This window comes from Bacillus sp. MT94 (assembly GCF_058792475.1).
On record NZ_JBXAEZ010000002.1, the window covers coordinates 707,973 to 727,436 of the forward strand.

General features: G+C 36.8%; 18 protein-coding genes, 1 pseudogene and 1 other annotated feature. Of the genes and pseudogenes, 3 read left to right on the forward strand and 16 right to left on the reverse strand.

Features of this window, described 5'->3' with window-relative positions:
* From exsA to nadB, 4 genes and pseudogenes are all read right to left on the reverse strand, one after another.
* Window positions 1–933, reverse strand: a pseudogene (gene exsA / locus AC1Q51_RS09410) (spore coat assembly protein ExsA); the annotation flags it as partial.
* Between the two features lie 225 nt (window positions 934–1,158).
* Entirely contained in the window at window positions 1,159–2,265 is a 1,107-nt protein-coding gene (gene nadA, locus AC1Q51_RS09415) for a quinolinate synthase NadA (RefSeq protein ID WP_090977005.1), read from the reverse strand.
* A 30-nt stretch (window positions 2,266–2,295) separates the two neighbouring features.
* Window positions 2,296–3,129, reverse strand: coding sequence for a carboxylating nicotinate-nucleotide diphosphorylase (gene nadC / locus AC1Q51_RS09420; RefSeq protein WP_097925166.1), 834 nt, complete (start codon window positions 3,127–3,129; stop codon window positions 2,296–2,298).
* Between the two features lie 19 nt (window positions 3,130–3,148).
* Window positions 3,149–4,678: an L-aspartate oxidase gene (gene nadB, locus AC1Q51_RS09425; RefSeq protein WP_090977000.1), complete on the reverse strand. Its 1,530-nt coding sequence runs from the start codon at window positions 4,676–4,678 to the stop codon at window positions 3,149–3,151.
* Window positions 4,679–4,830: 152 nt separating this feature from the next.
* Here nadB and AC1Q51_RS09430 point away from each other — a divergent pair, with 152 nt between their 5' ends.
* The 3 genes from AC1Q51_RS09430 to AC1Q51_RS09440 all read left to right on the forward strand — a co-directional run bounded on the left by AC1Q51_RS09430 (window position 4,831) and on the right by AC1Q51_RS09440 (window position 7,242).
* Entirely contained in the window at window positions 4,831–5,973 is a 1,143-nt protein-coding gene (locus tag AC1Q51_RS09430; RefSeq protein ID WP_098836057.1) for an IscS subfamily cysteine desulfurase, read from the forward strand.
* Window positions 5,973–6,515, forward strand: a complete 543-nt coding sequence (locus AC1Q51_RS09435; protein ID WP_053563610.1) for a transcription repressor NadR — start codon at window positions 5,973–5,975, stop codon at window positions 6,513–6,515. Before AC1Q51_RS09430 ends, AC1Q51_RS09435 begins: the two co-directional genes overlap by 1 nt.
* Before the next feature lie 79 nt (window positions 6,516–6,594).
* A complete protein-coding gene (locus AC1Q51_RS09440; RefSeq protein ID WP_090976998.1) occupies window positions 6,595–7,242 on the forward strand; it encodes an MOSC domain-containing protein in 648 nt (215 codons plus the stop codon).
* Between the two features lie 160 nt (window positions 7,243–7,402).
* Here the strand turns inward: AC1Q51_RS09440 and pheA are convergent, their stop codons facing one another.
* The 12 genes from pheA to AC1Q51_RS09500 all read right to left on the reverse strand — a co-directional run bounded on the left by pheA (window position 7,403) and on the right by AC1Q51_RS09500 (window position 19,415).
* Entirely contained in the window at window positions 7,403–8,254 is an 852-nt protein-coding gene (pheA, locus tag AC1Q51_RS09445) for a prephenate dehydratase (protein WP_098836058.1), read from the reverse strand.
* Between the two features lie 96 nt (window positions 8,255–8,350).
* Complete coding sequence (locus AC1Q51_RS09450; RefSeq protein WP_492331471.1) at window positions 8,351–10,264, reverse strand: ABC transporter permease; 1,914 nt, start codon at window positions 10,262–10,264, stop codon at window positions 8,351–8,353.
* A 49-nt stretch (window positions 10,265–10,313) separates the two neighbouring features.
* Window positions 10,314–12,236 carry an ABC transporter permease gene (locus tag AC1Q51_RS09455; protein WP_075718177.1) on the reverse strand — a complete coding sequence of 641 codons (1,923 nt, stop codon included), beginning with the start codon at window positions 12,234–12,236 and terminating at the stop codon, window positions 10,314–10,316.
* Complete coding sequence (locus AC1Q51_RS09460) at window positions 12,211–12,987, reverse strand: ABC transporter ATP-binding protein (RefSeq protein ID WP_000114529.1); 777 nt, start codon at window positions 12,985–12,987, stop codon at window positions 12,211–12,213. Before AC1Q51_RS09460 ends, AC1Q51_RS09455 begins: the two co-directional genes overlap by 26 nt.
* A gap of 93 nt (window positions 12,988–13,080) precedes the next feature.
* Window positions 13,081–14,163, reverse strand: a complete 1,083-nt coding sequence (locus AC1Q51_RS09465) for a HAMP domain-containing histidine kinase (protein WP_000865403.1) — start codon at window positions 14,161–14,163, stop codon at window positions 13,081–13,083.
* Entirely contained in the window at window positions 14,153–14,860 is a 708-nt protein-coding gene (locus AC1Q51_RS09470) for a response regulator transcription factor (RefSeq protein ID WP_002082113.1), read from the reverse strand. The genes AC1Q51_RS09465 and AC1Q51_RS09470 overlap by 11 nt, the downstream gene beginning before the upstream one ends.
* 140 nt (window positions 14,861–15,000) lie before the next feature.
* A complete protein-coding gene (gene obgE / locus AC1Q51_RS09475; protein WP_000497130.1) occupies window positions 15,001–16,287 on the reverse strand; it encodes a GTPase ObgE in 1,287 nt (428 codons plus the stop codon).
* Entirely contained in the window at window positions 16,287–16,835 is a 549-nt protein-coding gene (locus AC1Q51_RS09480) for a sporulation initiation phosphotransferase B (protein WP_001003587.1), read from the reverse strand. The genes obgE and AC1Q51_RS09480 overlap by 1 nt, the downstream gene beginning before the upstream one ends.
* Before the next feature lie 63 nt (window positions 16,836–16,898).
* Window positions 16,899–17,189: a 50S ribosomal protein L27 gene (gene rpmA / locus AC1Q51_RS09485; RefSeq protein ID WP_000944957.1), complete on the reverse strand. Its 291-nt coding sequence runs from the start codon at window positions 17,187–17,189 to the stop codon at window positions 16,899–16,901.
* A gap of 3 nt (window positions 17,190–17,192) precedes the next feature.
* The gene (locus tag AC1Q51_RS09490; RefSeq protein WP_002094147.1) at window positions 17,193–17,537 is read right to left on the reverse strand and encodes a ribosomal-processing cysteine protease Prp; all 345 of its coding nucleotides are present in this window, start codon (window positions 17,535–17,537) and stop codon (window positions 17,193–17,195) included.
* A gap of 11 nt (window positions 17,538–17,548) precedes the next feature.
* The gene (gene rplU / locus AC1Q51_RS09495) at window positions 17,549–17,857 is read right to left on the reverse strand and encodes a 50S ribosomal protein L21 (protein WP_000270907.1); all 309 of its coding nucleotides are present in this window, start codon (window positions 17,855–17,857) and stop codon (window positions 17,549–17,551) included.
* Between the two features lie 14 nt (window positions 17,858–17,871).
* Window positions 17,872–17,949, reverse strand: a sequence feature (ribosomal protein L21 leader region).
* A gap of 77 nt (window positions 17,950–18,026) precedes the next feature.
* Window positions 18,027–19,415 (reverse strand): Rne/Rng family ribonuclease, encoded by a 1,389-nt coding sequence (locus tag AC1Q51_RS09500; protein ID WP_098842170.1) that lies wholly within the window; start codon window positions 19,413–19,415, stop codon window positions 18,027–18,029.
* Window positions 19,416–19,464 lie beyond the last annotated feature (49 nt).

Genomic DNA, 19,464 nt, shown 5'->3' on the forward strand with positions numbered 1-19,464 from the left:
CTTCACTTGCGGTGACACTATATTCCCTACATTTTCTTTTTTCACTTGCGGTGACACTATATTCCCTACATTTTCTTTCTTCACTTGCGGCGATACTATATTTCCTACATTTTCTTTCTTCACTTGCGGCGATACTATATTTCCTACATTTTCTTTCTTCACTTGTGGCGATATTATATTCCCTACATTCTCTTTCTTCACTTGTGGCGATATTATATTCCCTACATTCTCTTTCTTCACTTGCGGCGATACTATATTATTTTTTTTCGTTTGCGGAGAAATGATATTGTTAGGTTTCATTTTACTAATTTGAGGAGCAATTAACTCGCTGCCTTTTTTTATTACATCCGAAATTTTATATTCTTTTTTCGGCTTTATTGGTGGTTGTGGCGGTTGCGGTAATACATTTACCGAAAACTTCGTGTTTTCTTTTTCCGCCGGTTTTTGTTTTTCTATCACAGGTGGTTTTTGAATAACAGACGGTTTTTCAATTGGTTTCTCTTTTTGAATTGGCTGTTCTTTTTGCACCTCTTTTTGCGGTTTCACCTGTACTTCTTTTTGCGGCTTTACTTGCATCTCCTTCTGCGGTTTTACTTGCACTTCTTTTTGTGTTTGTTGCATAGCTGGCTGCTGTGTAATTGGTGCTGATTGATACGTAACTTCTTCTTCATCTTCTATTCCAAGTGGAGTTGGTGTTGCTGCAAATTCTTTTTGTTGCACTTCTTTTACGTATTGCTTTGGAGGCGCTGAACCTGCTCCAGCCTGTTGTTTCATGTGAACACTCTTGGATGGCACTTTAATTTTCATACCTGGCATGATTAAATCTGGATTACTAAGTTGTGTATTTGTTTTTTTCAACGTATCAAAATCCACTCCGTACTTTTTCGCAATTTTCCAAAGGGTATCCCCTTTTTGCACGATATGAATTTTCAAATTTTCCCCCTCCTGTATAACTTATCTATAAGTAACAAATCTCATGAAGTAACTCTTTCTAAATAACATTAACTTCTTTTCACTTTTATCACTTCTTCGATTTTCAATATCATTCGAAGTGGAATAAGCATAAAGAACCACAATGATTTCTTCAAAACAATGTATGCCCATTTTGTTCTTGTTATGATTATATGTATGAAAAAAAGCAACGGGAATACCGTTGCTTTACACACGCTCTAACATACGATTTAATGCAAGAACCGCTTCTGCCGTTACTTGTTTATCTACGCTAATAACGTTAATTTCTTCTCCTCTTTCTATCGTTTCAAGTACCCATAATAAGTGAGGCAAATCAATTCGGTTCATCGTTAAGCATGGACACATAAATGGATTAAGTGAAACAATTTCTTTATCTGGATGTTGCTGAATAATTCGGTTCACTAAATTCATTTCTGTACCAATCGCCCATTTGCTACCAGATGGCGCCGATTCAATCATATCAATAATATACTTCGTTGAGCCTGCATAATCTGAAGCAGCTACCACTTCATAGCAACATTCTGGATGTACAATAATATTCATATCAGGATGATTTTTTCGTACGCTCTCAATGTTCTTCACTGTAAAATTTTGATGAACAGAACAATGCCCTTTCCATAAAATCACTTGAATTTCTTCTATATCCCCATCGTACTCTAATGAATCTGTGTGTGGGTCCCATACTGCCATTTTATCTAACGGAATACCTAAATCGTACGCTGTATTTCTCCCTAAATGTTGGTCTGGTAAAAAGACGAGACGCTCTTTTTGAGTAAACGCCCAAGATACCATTTGCTTTGCATTAGAAGAAGTTACTGTTGCTCCTCCGTTACGACCACAAAACGCTTTAATTGCAGCTGTAGAGTTCACATATGTTAACGGAATCATCGTATCTCCAAATAATTTCTTTAACTCTTTCCACGCTCTTTCTGTTTGTTCAATATCTGCCATATCCGCCATCGAACAACCTGCACGCATATCTGGTAAGATGACAACTTGATCATCTGTCGTTAACATATCTGCTGTTTCCGCCATAAAGTGCACCCCGCAAAACACAATATATTTTGCGTCTTTATTGCTCGCTGCAACTTGCGCAAGCTGAAGTGAATCCCCTGCTGCATCTGAAAATTGTACCACTTCATCTTTTTGATAATGATGCCCTGGAATGAATAACATTTTCCCCATCTTCTCTTTAATTTCACGAACACGCTTTTCCATATCTTCCGTTGACATCGTGTAATAAGGCTCTGGTAACATCGTTTCAATTGGCTGTACTTGTTCTAAAATACTCATATACGTTTCTCCCCCTCTAAGCCACTTTCCTTACCCTTTAATATTGAAACTAATATCAAGTGCTTTCACTGAATGTGTTAACGCTCCAAGTGAAATATAATCTACCCCTATTTTTCCGTATTTTGATAAATCTTCAATTGTGATGCCCCCTGAAGCTTCTGTAACGATAGCGCTTGGTACAATTTTCGAAAACTCCCGGATTTCATCTGGCGTACGATTATCGAACATAATAATATCCGCACCAGCAGCAACAGCCTCTCTCACCTGTTCCTCAGTTTCTGTTTCTACTTCTACTTTCACCATATGTCCTAACTTTTCTTTCACTGATGTAACAGCTTTTGTAATAGAACCAGCAAACGCAATATGATTGTCTTTAATCATGACACCATCATATAAACCGAAGCGATGATTAAATCCACCACCACACACGACTGCATACTTATCAAACATACGTAGTCCTGGCATCGTTTTTCGCGTATCACAAATGCGAGTATGGCTACTATCTAAAGCAAGAACCGCTTTACGCGTCATCGTCGCTATTCCGCTCATACGCTGAATAACGTTTAATATAACGCGCTCTGCTGTTAATAACGATGCAATTGGCCCTTGCACAGTTGCAATGATTTCGCCTTTTTCTACAAGATCCCCATCTTTTTTATGAAGCTCTACTTCAATTCTCTCATCAATTAATTTAAATCCTGATTCAATTACTAAACGTCCTGCAAAGACCCCTGTATCCTTTGCAAGAAACGTTCCTTTCGAAAGTAAGTTATCTGGAAAAATAAGCTGAGATGTTACATCTCTTTCTCCTATATCTTCTAAAAAAAATCGATTTAATGCTTCTTTAACTTTTATCGTGTTCATAAAGCCCCTCTTCCCCTCATCACACAAGTTGTAGTTTTCTCTTTACTCGAACAATCTCTTTCTTTCCTATATTTCTATCTGGATAATCACTTCGGTAATGCCCGCCAATACTTTCTTCTCTTTGCAGGGCTGAAACAACTATAAGCTCACAAACTGTTAACATATTAATAAGCGTTATCTCTTCATTCGTAAGAACATCATGTTGTAATATCATATTTCGAACACCATACTTACTAAGCCATCTCTTCGCATAAGATAAACTTTGCTCTGTTCGCACAATCCCAACATATTTCATCATGCATTTTTGTATTTCTTCTTTCGTCGGTAAATGATTCAGAACGATAAACTTTGCTTCTTTGTCGGCTAGCATGTTCACCTTTTCTTTTGTCTCTCTAGATAAAATGTGCCTTCCGATTCTTCCTCCAAACACAAGACCTTCTAATAATGAATTACTCGCTAATCTATTTGCACCATGAACCCCATTACAAGCTACTTCTCCGACTGCGTATAGGTTCGGAATAGACGTCTCTCCATCACAGTTCGTTTTCACGCCACCCATGTGAAAATGAGTACCGGGCACGACTGGAATAAGGTTTTTATTTATATCGACTCCATTCGTTTTACATATCGATGACACGGTCGGAAAGCGTTGTTCAAAGTTTTGAATCATTTCAATGTTTAAGTACACTTTTTCACCCGCAAGTAGCTGTTCATGAATAGCCCTTGCGACTACATCACGAGGCGCTAAATCCTGTTCGGAATGTATATCCATCATAAAACGCTGCCCTTTGCCATTTATAAGGACAGCTCCTTCTCCGCGAACGGCTTCGGACACGAGGCCGGAACAACGCCCACCCGCGTATAACATCGTCGGATGAAATTGTATAAACTCTAAATCTACAAGCTCTCCGCCTGCACGGTACACCATTGCAAGTCCATCGCCTGTAATTGTCTCATCATTAGAAGTAAAGGCGTATAAACCGCCAATACCGCCTGAAGCTAACACCGTATAATCTGCATTGTAACGTTTCAGTTCTCCTTTATTGTTGCGAGTTAAAGCCCCAACACATTTATCTTTTTCTATAATAAAATCGAGCACCATTTCCTGTTCCACTACCGTAACGTATGGAGCTACTTCTTGAATAAGATGCTCTAATAAATTCTTTCCTGTTGCATCGCCACCTGCATGTAAAATACGACGTTTTCGATGCGCTCCTTCTTTTCCAAGATGAGGACCTGTTTCATCTCCATCAAATTTCATTCCTCTTTCAATAAGGTTATTAATTTCTTTCGGTCCTTCCTCGACTAAATAACGGACCACTTCTTCATTGTTATAACGACACCCTGCTACTAACGTATCTTCAAAATGATCATTAGGATTGTCATATGTAGCTACCGCTGCGGCAATTCCACCTTGAGCTAAATGTGTATTATTATTACGTTTCGTCTCCTTTGTGATAATAATCACATTCTTTTCGTGACAAATCTCTTTTGCAACACGAAGTGCCGCAACGCCACTTCCAATAATTAAGACATCTGCACTTGGCATAATTGTTGCCTCCTACTTTACACTTTTCAACTGTCTTGACACCTATATTTACATAGTTTTAAAATAATGACAAGAGTTTTTTTATAATTCTTATTTTCACTACCATTTAAAAAGAAAAAGAAATGTAACTCTTACTAGAGAGAGGAACTTACATGATGATATATCTTGACTATGCAGCTACTACACCTATGAGCGAGGAAGCGTTACAAACATATATGAAAGCAGCTTCGCAATACTTCGGAAATGAACAAAGTTTACATGATATTGGAGGAACAGCTTCTTCTTTATTACAAGTTTGCCGAAAAACATTTGCAGAAATGATTGGAGGCAAAGAACAAGGAGTATTTTTCACAAGCGGTGGATCGGAATCGAACTATCTTGCGATTCAATCACTTCTAAATGCCCGAAATAAGAAGCATATTATTACGACACCTATGGAACATGCATCCATTCGAAGTTATTTTCAATCTCTAAAATCAAAAGGCTATACGATCACTGAAATTCCTGTTGATAAAAGCGGACTCATTTGTTTAGTAGATTTAGAGGCAGCTATTACAGAGGATACTGTGCTAGCAAGTATACAGCATGGAAACTCTGAAATCGGAACCGTTCAAAACATTACAGAAATCGGTGCACTTTTAAAAACATATAATGTTTTATTTCATACGGATTGTGTGCAAACATTTGGTAAACTGCCTATCCATGTTTTTGAGATGGGGATTGATAGTCTTTCTGTTTCAGCACATAAAATATACGGCCCAAAAGGTGTCGGCGCTTGCTACATAAATCCGCAATCTCGCTGGGAACAAGTATTTCCAGGAACTTCTCACGAAAAAGGATTTCGCCCAGGTACAGTGAACGTTCCCGGCATCGCATCTTTTTTAACAGCTGCTGAAAATATATTAAAAACTCAACGGGAAGAAAGTTTACGTTTTAAAGAGTTACGATCCTACTTTTTAGAGCAAATACAAACACTTCCGCTAGAAATTGAAGTAGAAGGTCATTCTACTTCTTGTTTACCACATATTGTTGGGGTTACAATAAAAAGAATAGAAGGTCAATATACTATGCTAGAATGTAATCGTCATGGTATTGCCATTTCCACCGGAAGTGCTTGCCAAGTCGGTAAACAAGAACCTTCGAAAACTATGCTTGCAATTGGAAAAACGTATGAAGAGGCCAAACAATATGTCCGCTTCTCTTTCGGACAACAAACAACGAAAGATCAAATTGATACTACTATTCATGCACTACACACAATTGGAAATCAATTTTATAGAGGTGTTAAATCATAATGAAACAAAATGAACAAAAAAAGATTTTAGGTGAAGAAAGACGACAGCTTATCCTCCAGTGGCTTCTTGCTGCAAATGAACCGTTATCGGGGAATGAACTATCGAAAAAGACGAACGTAAGTAGACAAGTTATCGTGCAAGATATTTCCTTGCTTAAAGCACGAAACGAACCAATTATTGCGACTGCTCAAGGTTATTTATATTTAAAGCCACAAGAGAAGCAACAAACTTTCGAACGCGTAATTGTATGCCAACATAAACCAGCAGAAGTACGTCAGGAACTCACAACGCTTGTTGACCATGGTGTTACGATTAAAGACGTAAAAGTTGAGCATCCTGTATACGGCGACTTAACAGCATCCATTATGGTAAGCAATCGCTTTGATGTAGAGCAATATTTACAAAAAATCGAAAACACAAATGCTTCCTATCTTTCACAACTAACAGATGGTATTCACTTACATACAATCGAGGCAGATTCTAAAGAAAAATTAGATGCTGCTTGTGAGGCGTTAGATAAAGCAGGATTTCTCGTTTATTAATGTAAAGCACAGAGTTTTTATCATTCTCTGTGCTTTTTTAATGCTATAATATTGTAATCAATCGTAAAGGAGATCAAATATGGGAATTGAACTCGTTCACTTTAGCATTGGCAAACCGAAACAAATGAAATATGGCGAAGATAAAGAAATGATTACCGGTATATGTAAAGAACTTACCGAAGAAGCTTTCCTATCAAAAGATGGCTTCCTTGGTGATGATGTAGCAGATTTAAAACACCACGGTGGACCTGATCGCGCAGTTTGTGTGTACTCACACGAGCATTACGCACTATGGGAAAAAGAATTTCAAACAACACTTCCAGCTTCCGCATTTGGCGAAAACATTACCGTAACAAATATGTTAGAGCATGATGTTTGCATCGGAGATACATACAAATTAGGTGAAGCGATTATTCAAGTGACACAAGCGCGCGTACCTTGTAGCACAATTTCAAAACGTCTTGGCATCCCTGGCATACTGCCGCGTATTGTAGCAACTGGATTTACTGGTTACCTATGCCGTGTTCTTCAAGAAGGTACTGTACGTAAAGATTCTAAAATTACATTACTAGAACGTCAGCCGAGCAATGTTTCTGTTTTGTTCTCTAACGAAATTTATTTTCATAATAGAAAAGATAAAGATGGCATTGAAAAAATTCTTGCTGTTCCAGAACTAGCTGATATTTGGCGTGGTCAGTTAGAAGATCGTCTTGCGAAGTTAAAATAAAGTGAAACTTTAATCAGCCCTCACCAATCAGGCTGCCCGGCAAATAGCAGGATAAAGAATCCCACCTTTTGCAGGTGGGATTTTATTAATCTATCAAAAAATATACTAAGCAATGAAATGATATGGACGATTAGACAAATACAAATATTCCATCTACATCTTACAACCAATAAGAAGAATAACTCCCCAGCACAGTAACAGAAAAACCGAGCGCTTCAAGTTCCATCGTTACACCTGGTAACAATACGTCATCGTATGCTTTATCGACATCGATTAAGAAAAAGTAATTTCCAAGACCTGTTTTCATCGGACGCGATTCGATTTTTGATAAGTTTAATTTTCTCCATGCGAAAGCTGATAACACTTGATATAGGGCACCTGCATAATCTGCAGGTAACGTTATCATAAGCGTCGTTTTCTCTCCGCGGTTTTCTCCGTTATTCGGGAGTATTGCTTTCTTTTTCTTATGAAGTACTAGGAAACGTGTGTGATTATTTTTATGCGTATGAATACTACGTCTTACAATTGTTAATCCGTATTTTTCTGCAGCTGCTTCATTTGCAATAGCGGCAATTTTTTCTTCAGGATGTTCTTTCACATATTGCGCAGCGGCACTTGTGGATGTCATATCTCGAACAGTTACTCCTTTTAATTCTTCATTTAAAAACTTATGGCACTGTGCAATGGCATGCGGATGAGAATGCACCGCATATACTTCATCCCACACTTCTGCATACTGCGGATGTACAAGTAAATGCTGCTGAATTGGTACTGTAATTTCTCCTACAATGGAAAGCGGCTGCTCATGTACAAGGTAATCAACCGTTATATTCACTGAACCTTCTATTGCATTTTCTAACGGTACAACTGCGAAGTCTACATTTTCATTTGCAGCTGCATCTATACAATCTGGAATCGTTCGATACGGTACATGCTCTGCTTCCGGAAAAAAACGACTCACCGCCATATTTGTAAATGTTGCTTCTGGTCCTAAATATCCTACTCGAATCATCGTCTTTTCCCCTCTTTTTCGTTTTCTTACTGTTATACCATACTTTTTTATATTCTTCTATGTAAATTTCGAATATTTAAAAAAGACTAACATTCGCTAGTCTAAATGTTTCTTATACTCTCTTTGAGCGAAGAAGAAATAAATGATACATGCTGCGATATAAAACAGAATGAACAAACCTACTTTTTTTAATGATCCATCCATAAAGAAAGTATTATGAAACGTATATAACGCAACTGCACTATGCATACTCCCTACTATAATTGGCGCAAAAAATAGCATACATAATTGCCAACGAGAAATTTTCCATACTTCTTCCTTCGTCATTCCAAGTTTAGAGAGTGCACCATACTGCTTTCGGTCCGATGCAATATTATGGAACCATTTAAAATACACGATACTACATGAAGTAAGAAAGAATAATATACTAATAAACGAGCCCACAAATAGAGTAATATCGCCGCCTTCTTTCATACTTACATATAACTCCATATTACTTCGAAATGCATTATTATTATCTTGTTTCATATGTTTCCGTAAATCTTCGTTCAATTTCTTCGTCTTTTCGATATTTGATAATGTGTAGCCTCTATATATCATCTTTTCAGAATCAGGAACCTTATTTGCTATATTGTCAAAGTCTTCATCATTCATAACGAAGAACAGACCATTAATGTACGAAGGGTGATAGTTAAATTGAACCCCTTCTTTCTGACCGTTAAATACGAATTGATATGGTTGATTCATTACTTGCAATTGAATCTCTTTTTGATTATATACATTCGAATTATTGTATTTATTATAATAAACGAGTGTCACTGTATCTTTTTTAGGATGATATGTTTTCTGTTTTTGTTTCCTCGCTTCTTGGTTATAATCACTTTCTTTTATAAGCGGTGCTATTGTTGTTTCTCCTTTATTAGACTGAAAGGATGCATACACTCCAACAAAACTCATATATTGAAAATCATCATACCCATATTGATTCAGTAATTTTTCAACCGCACCTTCTTCAAAGACTTCATAAGTAGAAATACCTTTTTCTATGTACGAAAACGAGTGTACCCCTCCCGTTCGCCACATATCTTGCATGCTAGAAAAATACAAGAACACCGTACCTGTTGCCGTAACTACAAACGTCGTTGCCATAGACATCAGAAAGAAAAAGCGACCATTTTCCTTCATTCGATGTGACAATTGATTCACTATAAATAAATACGGATATGTATACATAATCTTTTTATTTCGCTTTATCATTTCTAACACTTGGGTAGCTCCATGCGCGAAAGAAAAGTACGTTCCAAAAAAGACAAGTATAGACACAGGGAAAAAGTATATTGCTATCGTAGCCATCGTCACTTGTAGCGCTAACGCATATCCTATCCCTAAACAAATAAAGCCGAATATACAAAGCCACTTTGATGTTTTCTTCTCTTTTTTATCTGTTCGAAATTCTCTCAATAACCGAATGATTTTTATATTCCATATACGTAAAGCACTTATAAAAGATAACAGAATAAAAACGACCATATATGTAATAAATGTTACACCAATCGCACTTACGTCAAATATAACAGGGAGTTCTTTCGGAAGCCCCAGTAACATACTAAACACCATGAAGAAGAGCTTTAAAAAGATCAAGCCCAGCCCTATACCGAAAATATTAGCAAAAATTCCAATTAATATTTGCTCGGTCATAATTACTCCTATTACGTTAGACTTCGTTGCTCCCATTAACATATATAACCCTAATTCTTTCTTACGTGCTTCTATGAAAATAGAAGTAGAGTACAAAATAAATATGACGAAAAAAGAAATAATTATAACATTACATATGATAAGTCCCCAGCGTACGTTTTGATACCACATCGTCTCTTGCATATACGGATGTACAATGATAGACATATATGCAAAAGATGCAAATATTGCAAAACAACTACTTAAGAAAAACACTTTATAATTACGCCAATTTCCTTTTATATTTTGCAGCGCTAGTTGCCGAATGTTCATCTATCTTCCTCCTGTAACTTACTACATAGGCAAAAAGCTAGAGGTTCCCCTAGCTTTTTACGTGTTTTAAATATCCTCTTTGCGCGATCATAAAGTAAATGGCAGAAGCTAAAATGTATGCTCCAATTACAAGCGCACCTGATTTCCACAAATTAATATAAAGCATTTTCCCTAACGTATGAAGAGCAAATCCACTATGAATTGAACCGATTAAAATTGGTATAAAGAAGATAACTCCCATTTGTCGAATCGCAATTTTGCGAATTTCTTTATCTGTCATACCGATTCTCTTTAACGATTTAAATTGAATACGATCTTGTTCTTTATCGTTAAACCATTTAAAGTATGTCATACTACAAGCGAAGAAGAAGAATAGTACCGCCACGAAGAAACCGATGAACATTGTAATCGCTCCACCTTCTCTTATATCCTTATACGCAAACACTGAATTTCTCAATTCTCCTTGCTTTTCTGGTGCAATTTCATTTTTCAAATCTAATACAAGATCTTCTGTACTTTTCCAATCCTCAATATAATAACCGTAATATTTCGTCTTTTCTTCATCTGGTACAAGTTTTGCATACTTCTCAAAATCTTGATCATTTACAACGAGATATTCACTATCATTAAAAACAGAAAATGAAGTTGGGCTATTTAACTGAACAGACTGCTTTTGTCCGTTAATTGTAAATTCATACGGTTTCGTACGGTCTATCTTCATCAGTTCATTTGCCATATCGACCATAACCATCGTTGCACTGCCTGGTGCATTATGAACTTCTGTAACTTGCTCTCTCTTTTGTTCACGCACTTCTGCATTATATTCTTTTTCTGAAATAATCGTCATCGGTACTTCATGTTCACTATTAAACAACGTTATTTTCTGTGTTGCCGGTAGTTTAACGTAGGTTACTTTTCGCGCATCTTCAAACCCGTGTCTCTTCACAAGCTGCTGTACCTTTTCTTCATTAATAAGGTTATGCGTATTTAACCCCTTTTCCTCATATGAAATAGCATGTGGAGTTTTGACTACCGTTTTATAACTCATATCCTCAAAATATACGTAAAGCGTGCCAACTGCCGAGGATACAACCGCCGTAATAATAGAAATTACAAATAGAAAACGAGCATTATCTTTCATTTTATAAATAAGGTTACTAAGGACGAACATATTTGGGTACGTATAAAAAGATTGTTTTCGTTTTTGCAATGCTTTTAATACGACTGTACTACCTTGTGTAAATAGTAAATACGTTCCGCCAATTGTCAGTCCTACCACCGGTAAAAAGAGGATGAGGAAATTCAGAAACGTTACTTGGAAGCTAAGTACATACGCAGCAATAATACATCCTATACCAACTACACATAACCATGTAAATGCAAACGGCTCTACTTTTTGCTTTCTTGCTTCTCTTAATAAATCAATAATTTGCAAGCGCCCGACTGTCCAAACACTAAACAATGATAGGATTAAAAATAGAATAAAGTATACACCAGCTGTAATAAGAATTGCTTTACTATTCCAAACGAGTGGAAGTGTCTTATCTATTTTCAATAATACGCTTAACGCTTGGAAAAATAATTTTGAACAAAGCATTCCAGCCCCAATACCAACTACAATTGCAATACTACCTAACATCAGTTGCTCTAATATAATCATTCGGCCGAGCTGCGATTTCGTTCCGCCAATTAATGTTAGTAGACCAAACTCTTTTTTTCTTGCTCGTAAAAACGTTGAATTTGCATATAAAATAAAGAGTGCCGAGAAGATGACCACAATATAATTCATCGATTCTAATCCTTTTGTGATCATCTTCCTCATACTAATATTACCGCTTACGACATCTGGATGATAAATAAAAGAAGCATACATGAAAAATACGACAATCGATAAACAACTACTTATAAGAAACGCTTTATAGTTACGCCAATTTCCTTTTACATTATTAAGCGCGAGCTGGCGAAAGTTCATGATACTCTCCTCCTAGCATCGCAAGTACGTCCAGAATTTCTTGGAAAAAGGCTTGTTTCGTTCTTCCTTTATGTATTTCCGAGAAAATTTCTCCATCGCGTATGAAAAGGATACGTTCACAATAACTAGCCGCTACTGGATCGTGCGTAACCATTGCAATCGTTACTTTCTTTTGCTCGTGTAAATCTTGCAGAGCGCCCATTAGCGATTTCGCTGACTTCGAATCTAAGTTTCCAGTTGGCTCATCTGCTAAAATTAACGTCGGTTCATGAATGATTGCTCTCGCTGCTGCTGCACGTTGTTGTTGTCCCCCAGATACTTCGTATACTTTTTTATTTAAAATTTCTTCGATGTTTAAAAACTTCGCAATTTCCAGTACTTTCGCATCGATTTCATTTACAGATTTCTTCGCCATTACAAGTGGTAAAATAATATTTTCTTTAATGGATAACGTATCAAGTAAATTAAAATCTTGAAAGATGAACCCTAAATGTGTACGGCGAAACTCCGCTAATTTTGCAGCACGCATTTGATTAATTTCTTCACCATTTACAAGCACATGACCTGAAGTTTGCTTATCAATTGTTGCTAATAAATTTAAAAGCGTCGTTTTCCCGCTTCCTGAAGGACCCATAATCCCTACAAATTCGCCTTCTTCTATTTTAAAATTTATATCGTTTAAAGCAGTCGTCGCTACTGAACCTTTTGATTGGTACACCTTCGTTAATCCTTTTACTTCAAGAACACTCATTTCTAATCCCCCTATGTGTTTTCTTCTTACATTTACTATAAGAAAAATAAGAAAAAGAAACGAGTGATTTCCCTTACAAAACGTTTTGTTATCTTACAGTTTTGTCATTTTTCTCATTAATGTATGATACTCTTCATCTTTTGCAAATTGGAACGTGAATGTTGTTCCTTCTCCTTCAGCCGATTGAACATATATTCCATGATGTAAATTATCGCAAATTTCCTTCGTAATATATAAGCCCATCCCAGTCGCTTCTCTCGTTTTACGTCCATTTATTCCCGTAAAGAATGGATCAAATATGCGCTTTACGTCTTGCTCTGGAATACCAATTCCATTGTCCTTAATATGTAATAACACCTTTTGATTTTTCTCTTCAATTTGAAATTGAATTTCTTTTTTCTCTGCCGCTGAAATTTTTGTATACTTGATTGCGTTTACAACAATTTGACCTATAGCAATACTCAGCCATTTTCTATCAGATGCAACCATACAAGTATCTTCTTCAAACATCACTTTCGGAAATACAGACGATTGAATGAAGGATTTTCGATTTTCATTAATAATACCTCGCACGACATCTATAACATTTACTACTTCTACTTTATAATCCTTCGCAAACTGCTCTAGCCTTGCCATATGTAACGCTAAATCTAAACCATTTAGTATACGGTTATTTTCTTCACGAATACTTTCAACTGTTGCTCTTGCCTCACGATGCTCCTTGCCAAACTTCTGCAACAATAATTCAATAACAGATACTGGTGTTTTCATTTGGTGAATCCATTGGTTCATAAATATCATTTGCTGTTGCTCTTTCGCATGCTGTTTATGAACTTCATTCATATATTGCTGTCTTAATAACGTAAAAGATTCAACGACCATTTCTTGCTCTAATGTATAAGATTCATCAATAAGTAAAGAGTCATGTAATGTATTTCCGCCAGTAACATACTTTTTGATACTCTTTAAAAACACACTCCGTTTTCGGTAATCGTAAATGAGGTATACAGTAAACACAACTGTTCCTAATAAAAGTCCATATAACCACGTACTCCAATCAATGGATTTCTTTTCTAAAAGACTTTGCAACTGCAAAACAAGCCCAAATAAACAAAGGCTAACAATATAAGAAAGTATTAAAGAAAAGCGGTCCATGAGGTAATTTTTAACCTTCATGCCCTTCGCCCCACTCTGTAAGAAGCGCATAACCATATCCACGTTTCGTTACAATTGCATTTTTAATGCCTAGCTCTTCTAGTTTCTTCCTTACACGTTTTACATTTACGGTTAATGTATTATCATCCACAAATGCTACTTCATCCCATAGAGCTTCTAACAGTTCTTCACGCGTTACATATTGATTCACCTGTTTCATTAAACACTCTAATAAGTAAAACTCATTTTTTGTCAGTTCAGTTTGTTGTCCCTGCCACTCAACGATATGCTGGGACGGGAATAACAACAGTCCATTTACACCTAAACAATCACTCTCAGCAGCAGAGGCATACTCTCCATAGCCACGGCGAAGCGCACTCTTCACCTTTGCCATTACGATATCTAAATGGAATGGCTTCGTAATATAATCATCGCCGCCATTTTCAATCGCCATTACTTGATCCATTTCCCCTGTTCTTGCAGAAACAAAAATAATCGGCGCATTCGATACAGTACGAATTTGACGACACCAATAAAAACCGTCAAAGTACGGTAAATTAATATCAAGTAACACAAGATGAGGATTTATTTTTACAAACTCATCTTTTATATGACGTAAATCACTTGCTCTAAATGATTGATAGCCATACCTTTCTAAATGCTCCTCTAATATTCCCGCAATTTTCTCATCGTCTTCTACAATTAATATTTTATACATGTTTTTTTTCTCCCCATAAAAGAATTCTTCTACATTTACTCCTTTTTCCATTATAAATTGAAAATTTAATTAGTGGGGATTTTTTCCTATATAAATCCGATTTTTACGATATAAAAAAAGACTGCCGTATTTCGGCAGTCTTAATCGATAAATTCAAATTCATATTCAAGAATTTTCACAATATCTCCGTCTTTTGCACCACGTGCACGAAGCGCTTCATCAATACCCATTCCGCGCATTTGACGAGCGAAACGACGTATAGATTCATCACGTGAGAAGTCTGTCATCTTGAATGTTTTCTCGATATCGTAACCAGAGATAACAAACGTGCCATCACTTTCACGTGTAATTTCAAATTTAACACCTTCAGTATCAAATTTGTACATTACACTTGTATCAGACTCATCCGCAACTTCATGTATTGGGAATTCTGGTGTTGTTTCTATTAAGTTTGCTACTTCAAACAGTAAGTCACGAACACCTTGTCTTGTTACAGCTGAGATTGGGAAGATTTTTACTTCGTCTCCCACTTTCTCTTTAAATGCTTGTAAGTTTTCTTCTGCATCTGGCATATCCATTTTGTTTGCAACAACAACTTGTGGACGCTCAGTTAAGCGAAGATTGTATTCTTTCAATTCATTATTAATCGTTACGTAATCTTCATATGGCTCACGGCCTTCTAAACCAGACATATCAATAACATGCACGATTACACGTGTACGCTCAATATGACGTAAGAATTGGTGTCCAAGTCCGACGCCAGCATGTGCGCCTTCAATTAGTCCTGGAAGGTCAGCCATAACGAAGCTGCGGTTATCACCAGTTTCAACAACACCAAGATTCGGAACGATTGTTGTGAAGTGATACTCTGCAATTTTCGGACGCGCTGATGATACAACAGATAATAATGTAGATTTACCTACACTTGGGAATCCAACAAGTCCAACGTCTGCTAGTACTTTAAGTTCTAGAATGACATCACGCTCTTGACCTGGTTCCCCGTTCTCAGCGATTTCTGGCGCTGGGTTCGTAGCTGTTGCAAAACGTGAGTTACCACGGCCACCACGGCCACCTTTTGCAATTACAGCAGTTTGTCCATGCGTTACTAAATCGGCAAGAATTTGACCAGTTTTTTCATCTTTTACTACTGTTCCTGGCGGAACCTTTACAAGTAAATCTTCAGATTTACGCCCGTGCTGACCTTTACTCATTCCGTGCTGACCGCGATCAGCTTTGAAATGACGTTGGTAGCGGAAGTCCATTAATGTACGTAAGCCTTCCTCAACTACGAAAACAACATCTGCACCTTTACCGCCGTCACCACCTGCTGGGCCACCTTTAGGAACATACTTCTCACGACGATACGCAACCATACCGTTACCACCGTCGCCGCCTTTTACATATATCTTGACCTGATCTACAAACATTATTTCACCACACTTTTTTCAATTGGTTGTAATATAACTGAGACTTCTTCGTCTCGCACTGTATAAGAAATGGAATACCATTTATTGTTTTGGGTCGCAAGCCAATTTTGTAGTTCTTCTACACTCGTTAGCTTACCACGAAAATCAAAAAAGAAACGAGCATTCTCCGCGTCACATTCAATTGTGATACAAACATAATTTTCAACATATACGTCTAAACTATGCTGAAGCATTGAGAAAAATTGATTCGTCCATGTACATACAGTCTCATCTAAGTGAGATAAGTTATGTAATTTCCCTAATACTTCGTACTCCAATAAGCACGGCTGCTGTTTCCAATTATATGTTAAAATCCACTCTGAAAATAAAGGCATTGATAGCCCCATCAGATTGGATTCTTGTCTCGCTTCTTGGACAAAACGATCGATGAGACTATGAATTTCTTCCACTTTTCCAAGTGAAAGGTTTCCTTTCACCATCTGCATACGATTGAGCCAATCATGTCTTGAATGGCGCAATGCATCTATAATTGTCCATTTTTCATTCATTTAGATACCCCTTAATATAGAAAAACTCTAACCTGCACTCAGGTTAGAGTTTTCCGTGAGTTCTTATGCTTCTTGAGCAACAGGATATACGCTCACTTGTTTGCGGTCACGGCCAAGACGCTCAAAGCGTACTACGCCGTCAACTTTCGCGTATAAAGTGTCATCGCCACCACGACCAACGTTAACACCTGGATAAATTTTTGTACCGCGTTGACGGTAAAGAATTGAACCACCTGAAACCGTTTGACCATCTGCGCGTTTAGCACCAAGACGTTTTGACTGAGAGTCACGACCGTTCTTTGTACTACCTACACCTTTCTTAGATGCGAAAAACTGAAGATCTAATCTTAACATACGTTACACCTCCTGCACTTTTTCTATTAAACGGATATACTTTCCGTAATCAAGTTCGATCGTCTTAAGCGAAACAACCAATCCTTCTAAAAGTATCTGTGCTTTTTCTGCTGCATGAACGTCTAAATCATTAGGCAATTCATACGTTAAGAATCCGCCATCACTTCCGAGTTCAATAGTTGCCTGCACATTACAAAGTTCTTCCACTGCATTTATAGAACCAAACACAACCGCTGTAGTTCCAGCACAGACAAGGTCTTGTCCATGTGGCGCATAATCGGCATGTCCAGTCATTTTAAATGATTGGATACTTCCTAATTTCGTGCGACTTATCGTAATTTTAATCATGTTAACCAGAATTAAGCGTTGATAGCTTCAACAACTAGCTTAGTGTAAGGTTGACGATGACCTTGTTTCTTACGATTGTTCTTTTTCGCTTTGTATTTGAAAACGATGATTTTCTTAGCGCGACCTTGTTTTTCAACTTTCGCAGTAACTGTTGCACCTTCTACAACTGGGCTACCAACTTTAACGTTTTCGCCACCAACGAAAAGAACTTTGTCAAAAGTAACAGTTTCACCAGCTTCAACATCTAATTTTTCAATGTAGATTGCTTGACCAGCTTCAACTTTAATTTGTTTTCCACCTGTTTCGATAATTGCGTACATACTTGCACCTCCTCTTAATTACTAAGACTCGCCAAAAACGAGGTAGACATAAATGCCTTTAGGGAACCTGTCTTGTGCGGTTGTAGCATATAGCCGTTTAGGTGCTATAAACTATAACATAAAGATTTTACCATAATTCATTGAGTATTGTCAATGAATCTTCTACTAACTATTTTTTCCGTTCTACAATTTCTTTTTTACTTCCAAAACGGATAATAGCGTACTTTTCGATAATATCATCTTTGAAATAAATTTCAAATGGAATATTTTTTTGTAATTCTTTTTGCAAAAATTGTTTTTGCAGTTCTTTAGGCGCAGCGATTAATACTGCCTCATCCTCTATGTTGCCATATGTGATTAATTCTCTCTCTAGCTCATACGCAATTGTTTCATACGACATTACATAACCCGTCGCTTTGCAAGATACACACTCTTCTAGTAATACGTCACGTAAAGAATGTTTTTTACGTTTTCGTGTCATCTCCAAAATTCCTAACTCAGTAAATCCAAGTACTCTTGTATAAGTACGATCATCTTTCATAGCAGCTATGAGACATTCTCTTACCTTTTCTTTATCTTCTCTTTTTTTCATATTAATAAAATCAATTAATATCATACCACCAATATCACGAAGTCTTAATTGGCGTGCAATTTCTTCAGCTGCCATCTCATTTGTGCGAAGTACTGTATCTTGTAAATTTTGTTTTCCAGTAAACTTGCCCGTATTCACATCAATTACAGTCATCGTCTCCATTTGCTCTACAATTAAATAAGCACCATTTGGAAGCCACACAATTTTTTGGAGTGCTTTCTCAATTTCACGCTCTATTCCAAAATGGTTAAACATCGAAGACTTTTCATTATAAAAAGATACTTTTTCTTTTCCAACTTTGTCTTCTAGCTCTTTTACTATACTTCTTGTATCTACAACTACTTTTTCAATTGTTTCAATTGGATTCTCTTGAAATACACGATCTAAAAAGTTCGCGGGTCGATGAAGTAATAACGGCGCCTTTCCTTGATCCTCTTTTCTTTTTAACTCTTCATACAACTGTTGTAACCCTTGCATTTCAGCTTGTATTTCTTCAATTTCCCCTTTTTCAGAAGCAGAGCGGAAAATGTAACCTCCCGTTCCTTCTACTTCAATTTCAAGTAACTGTTGTCTTCTTTTATTATTTTTTATTTTCCGAGAAACAGCTCGCATCTCATCAAACGGCATATAAACGACATATTTCCCGGTAAATTCTATATTCGCTGTCAATTTAGGCCCTTTCGTATCAATTGCCTCTTTCACAACCTGTACGAGTATCGCTTGCCCTTCATGTATACGATAAGAAGGTGGTACATCATCGTATGAAAGATACGCATGTTTTTCTAAACCTATATTTACAAAAGCTGCGTTCATTCCAGCAATTGTTCTTACGATACGTCCAACATAAATATGCCCAACAATCTCTTGCTCTTCATTACGTTTCCATAAAAACTCAACAATCTTTTTCTTCTCTTCAATTGCAACGCGCTTTTCCGAACCAGCGTAATTCACATATAACGTTTTCAAAATTATTTCCTCACTTTATAATCTTCTTTGCTTTTACAATAATAAAAGG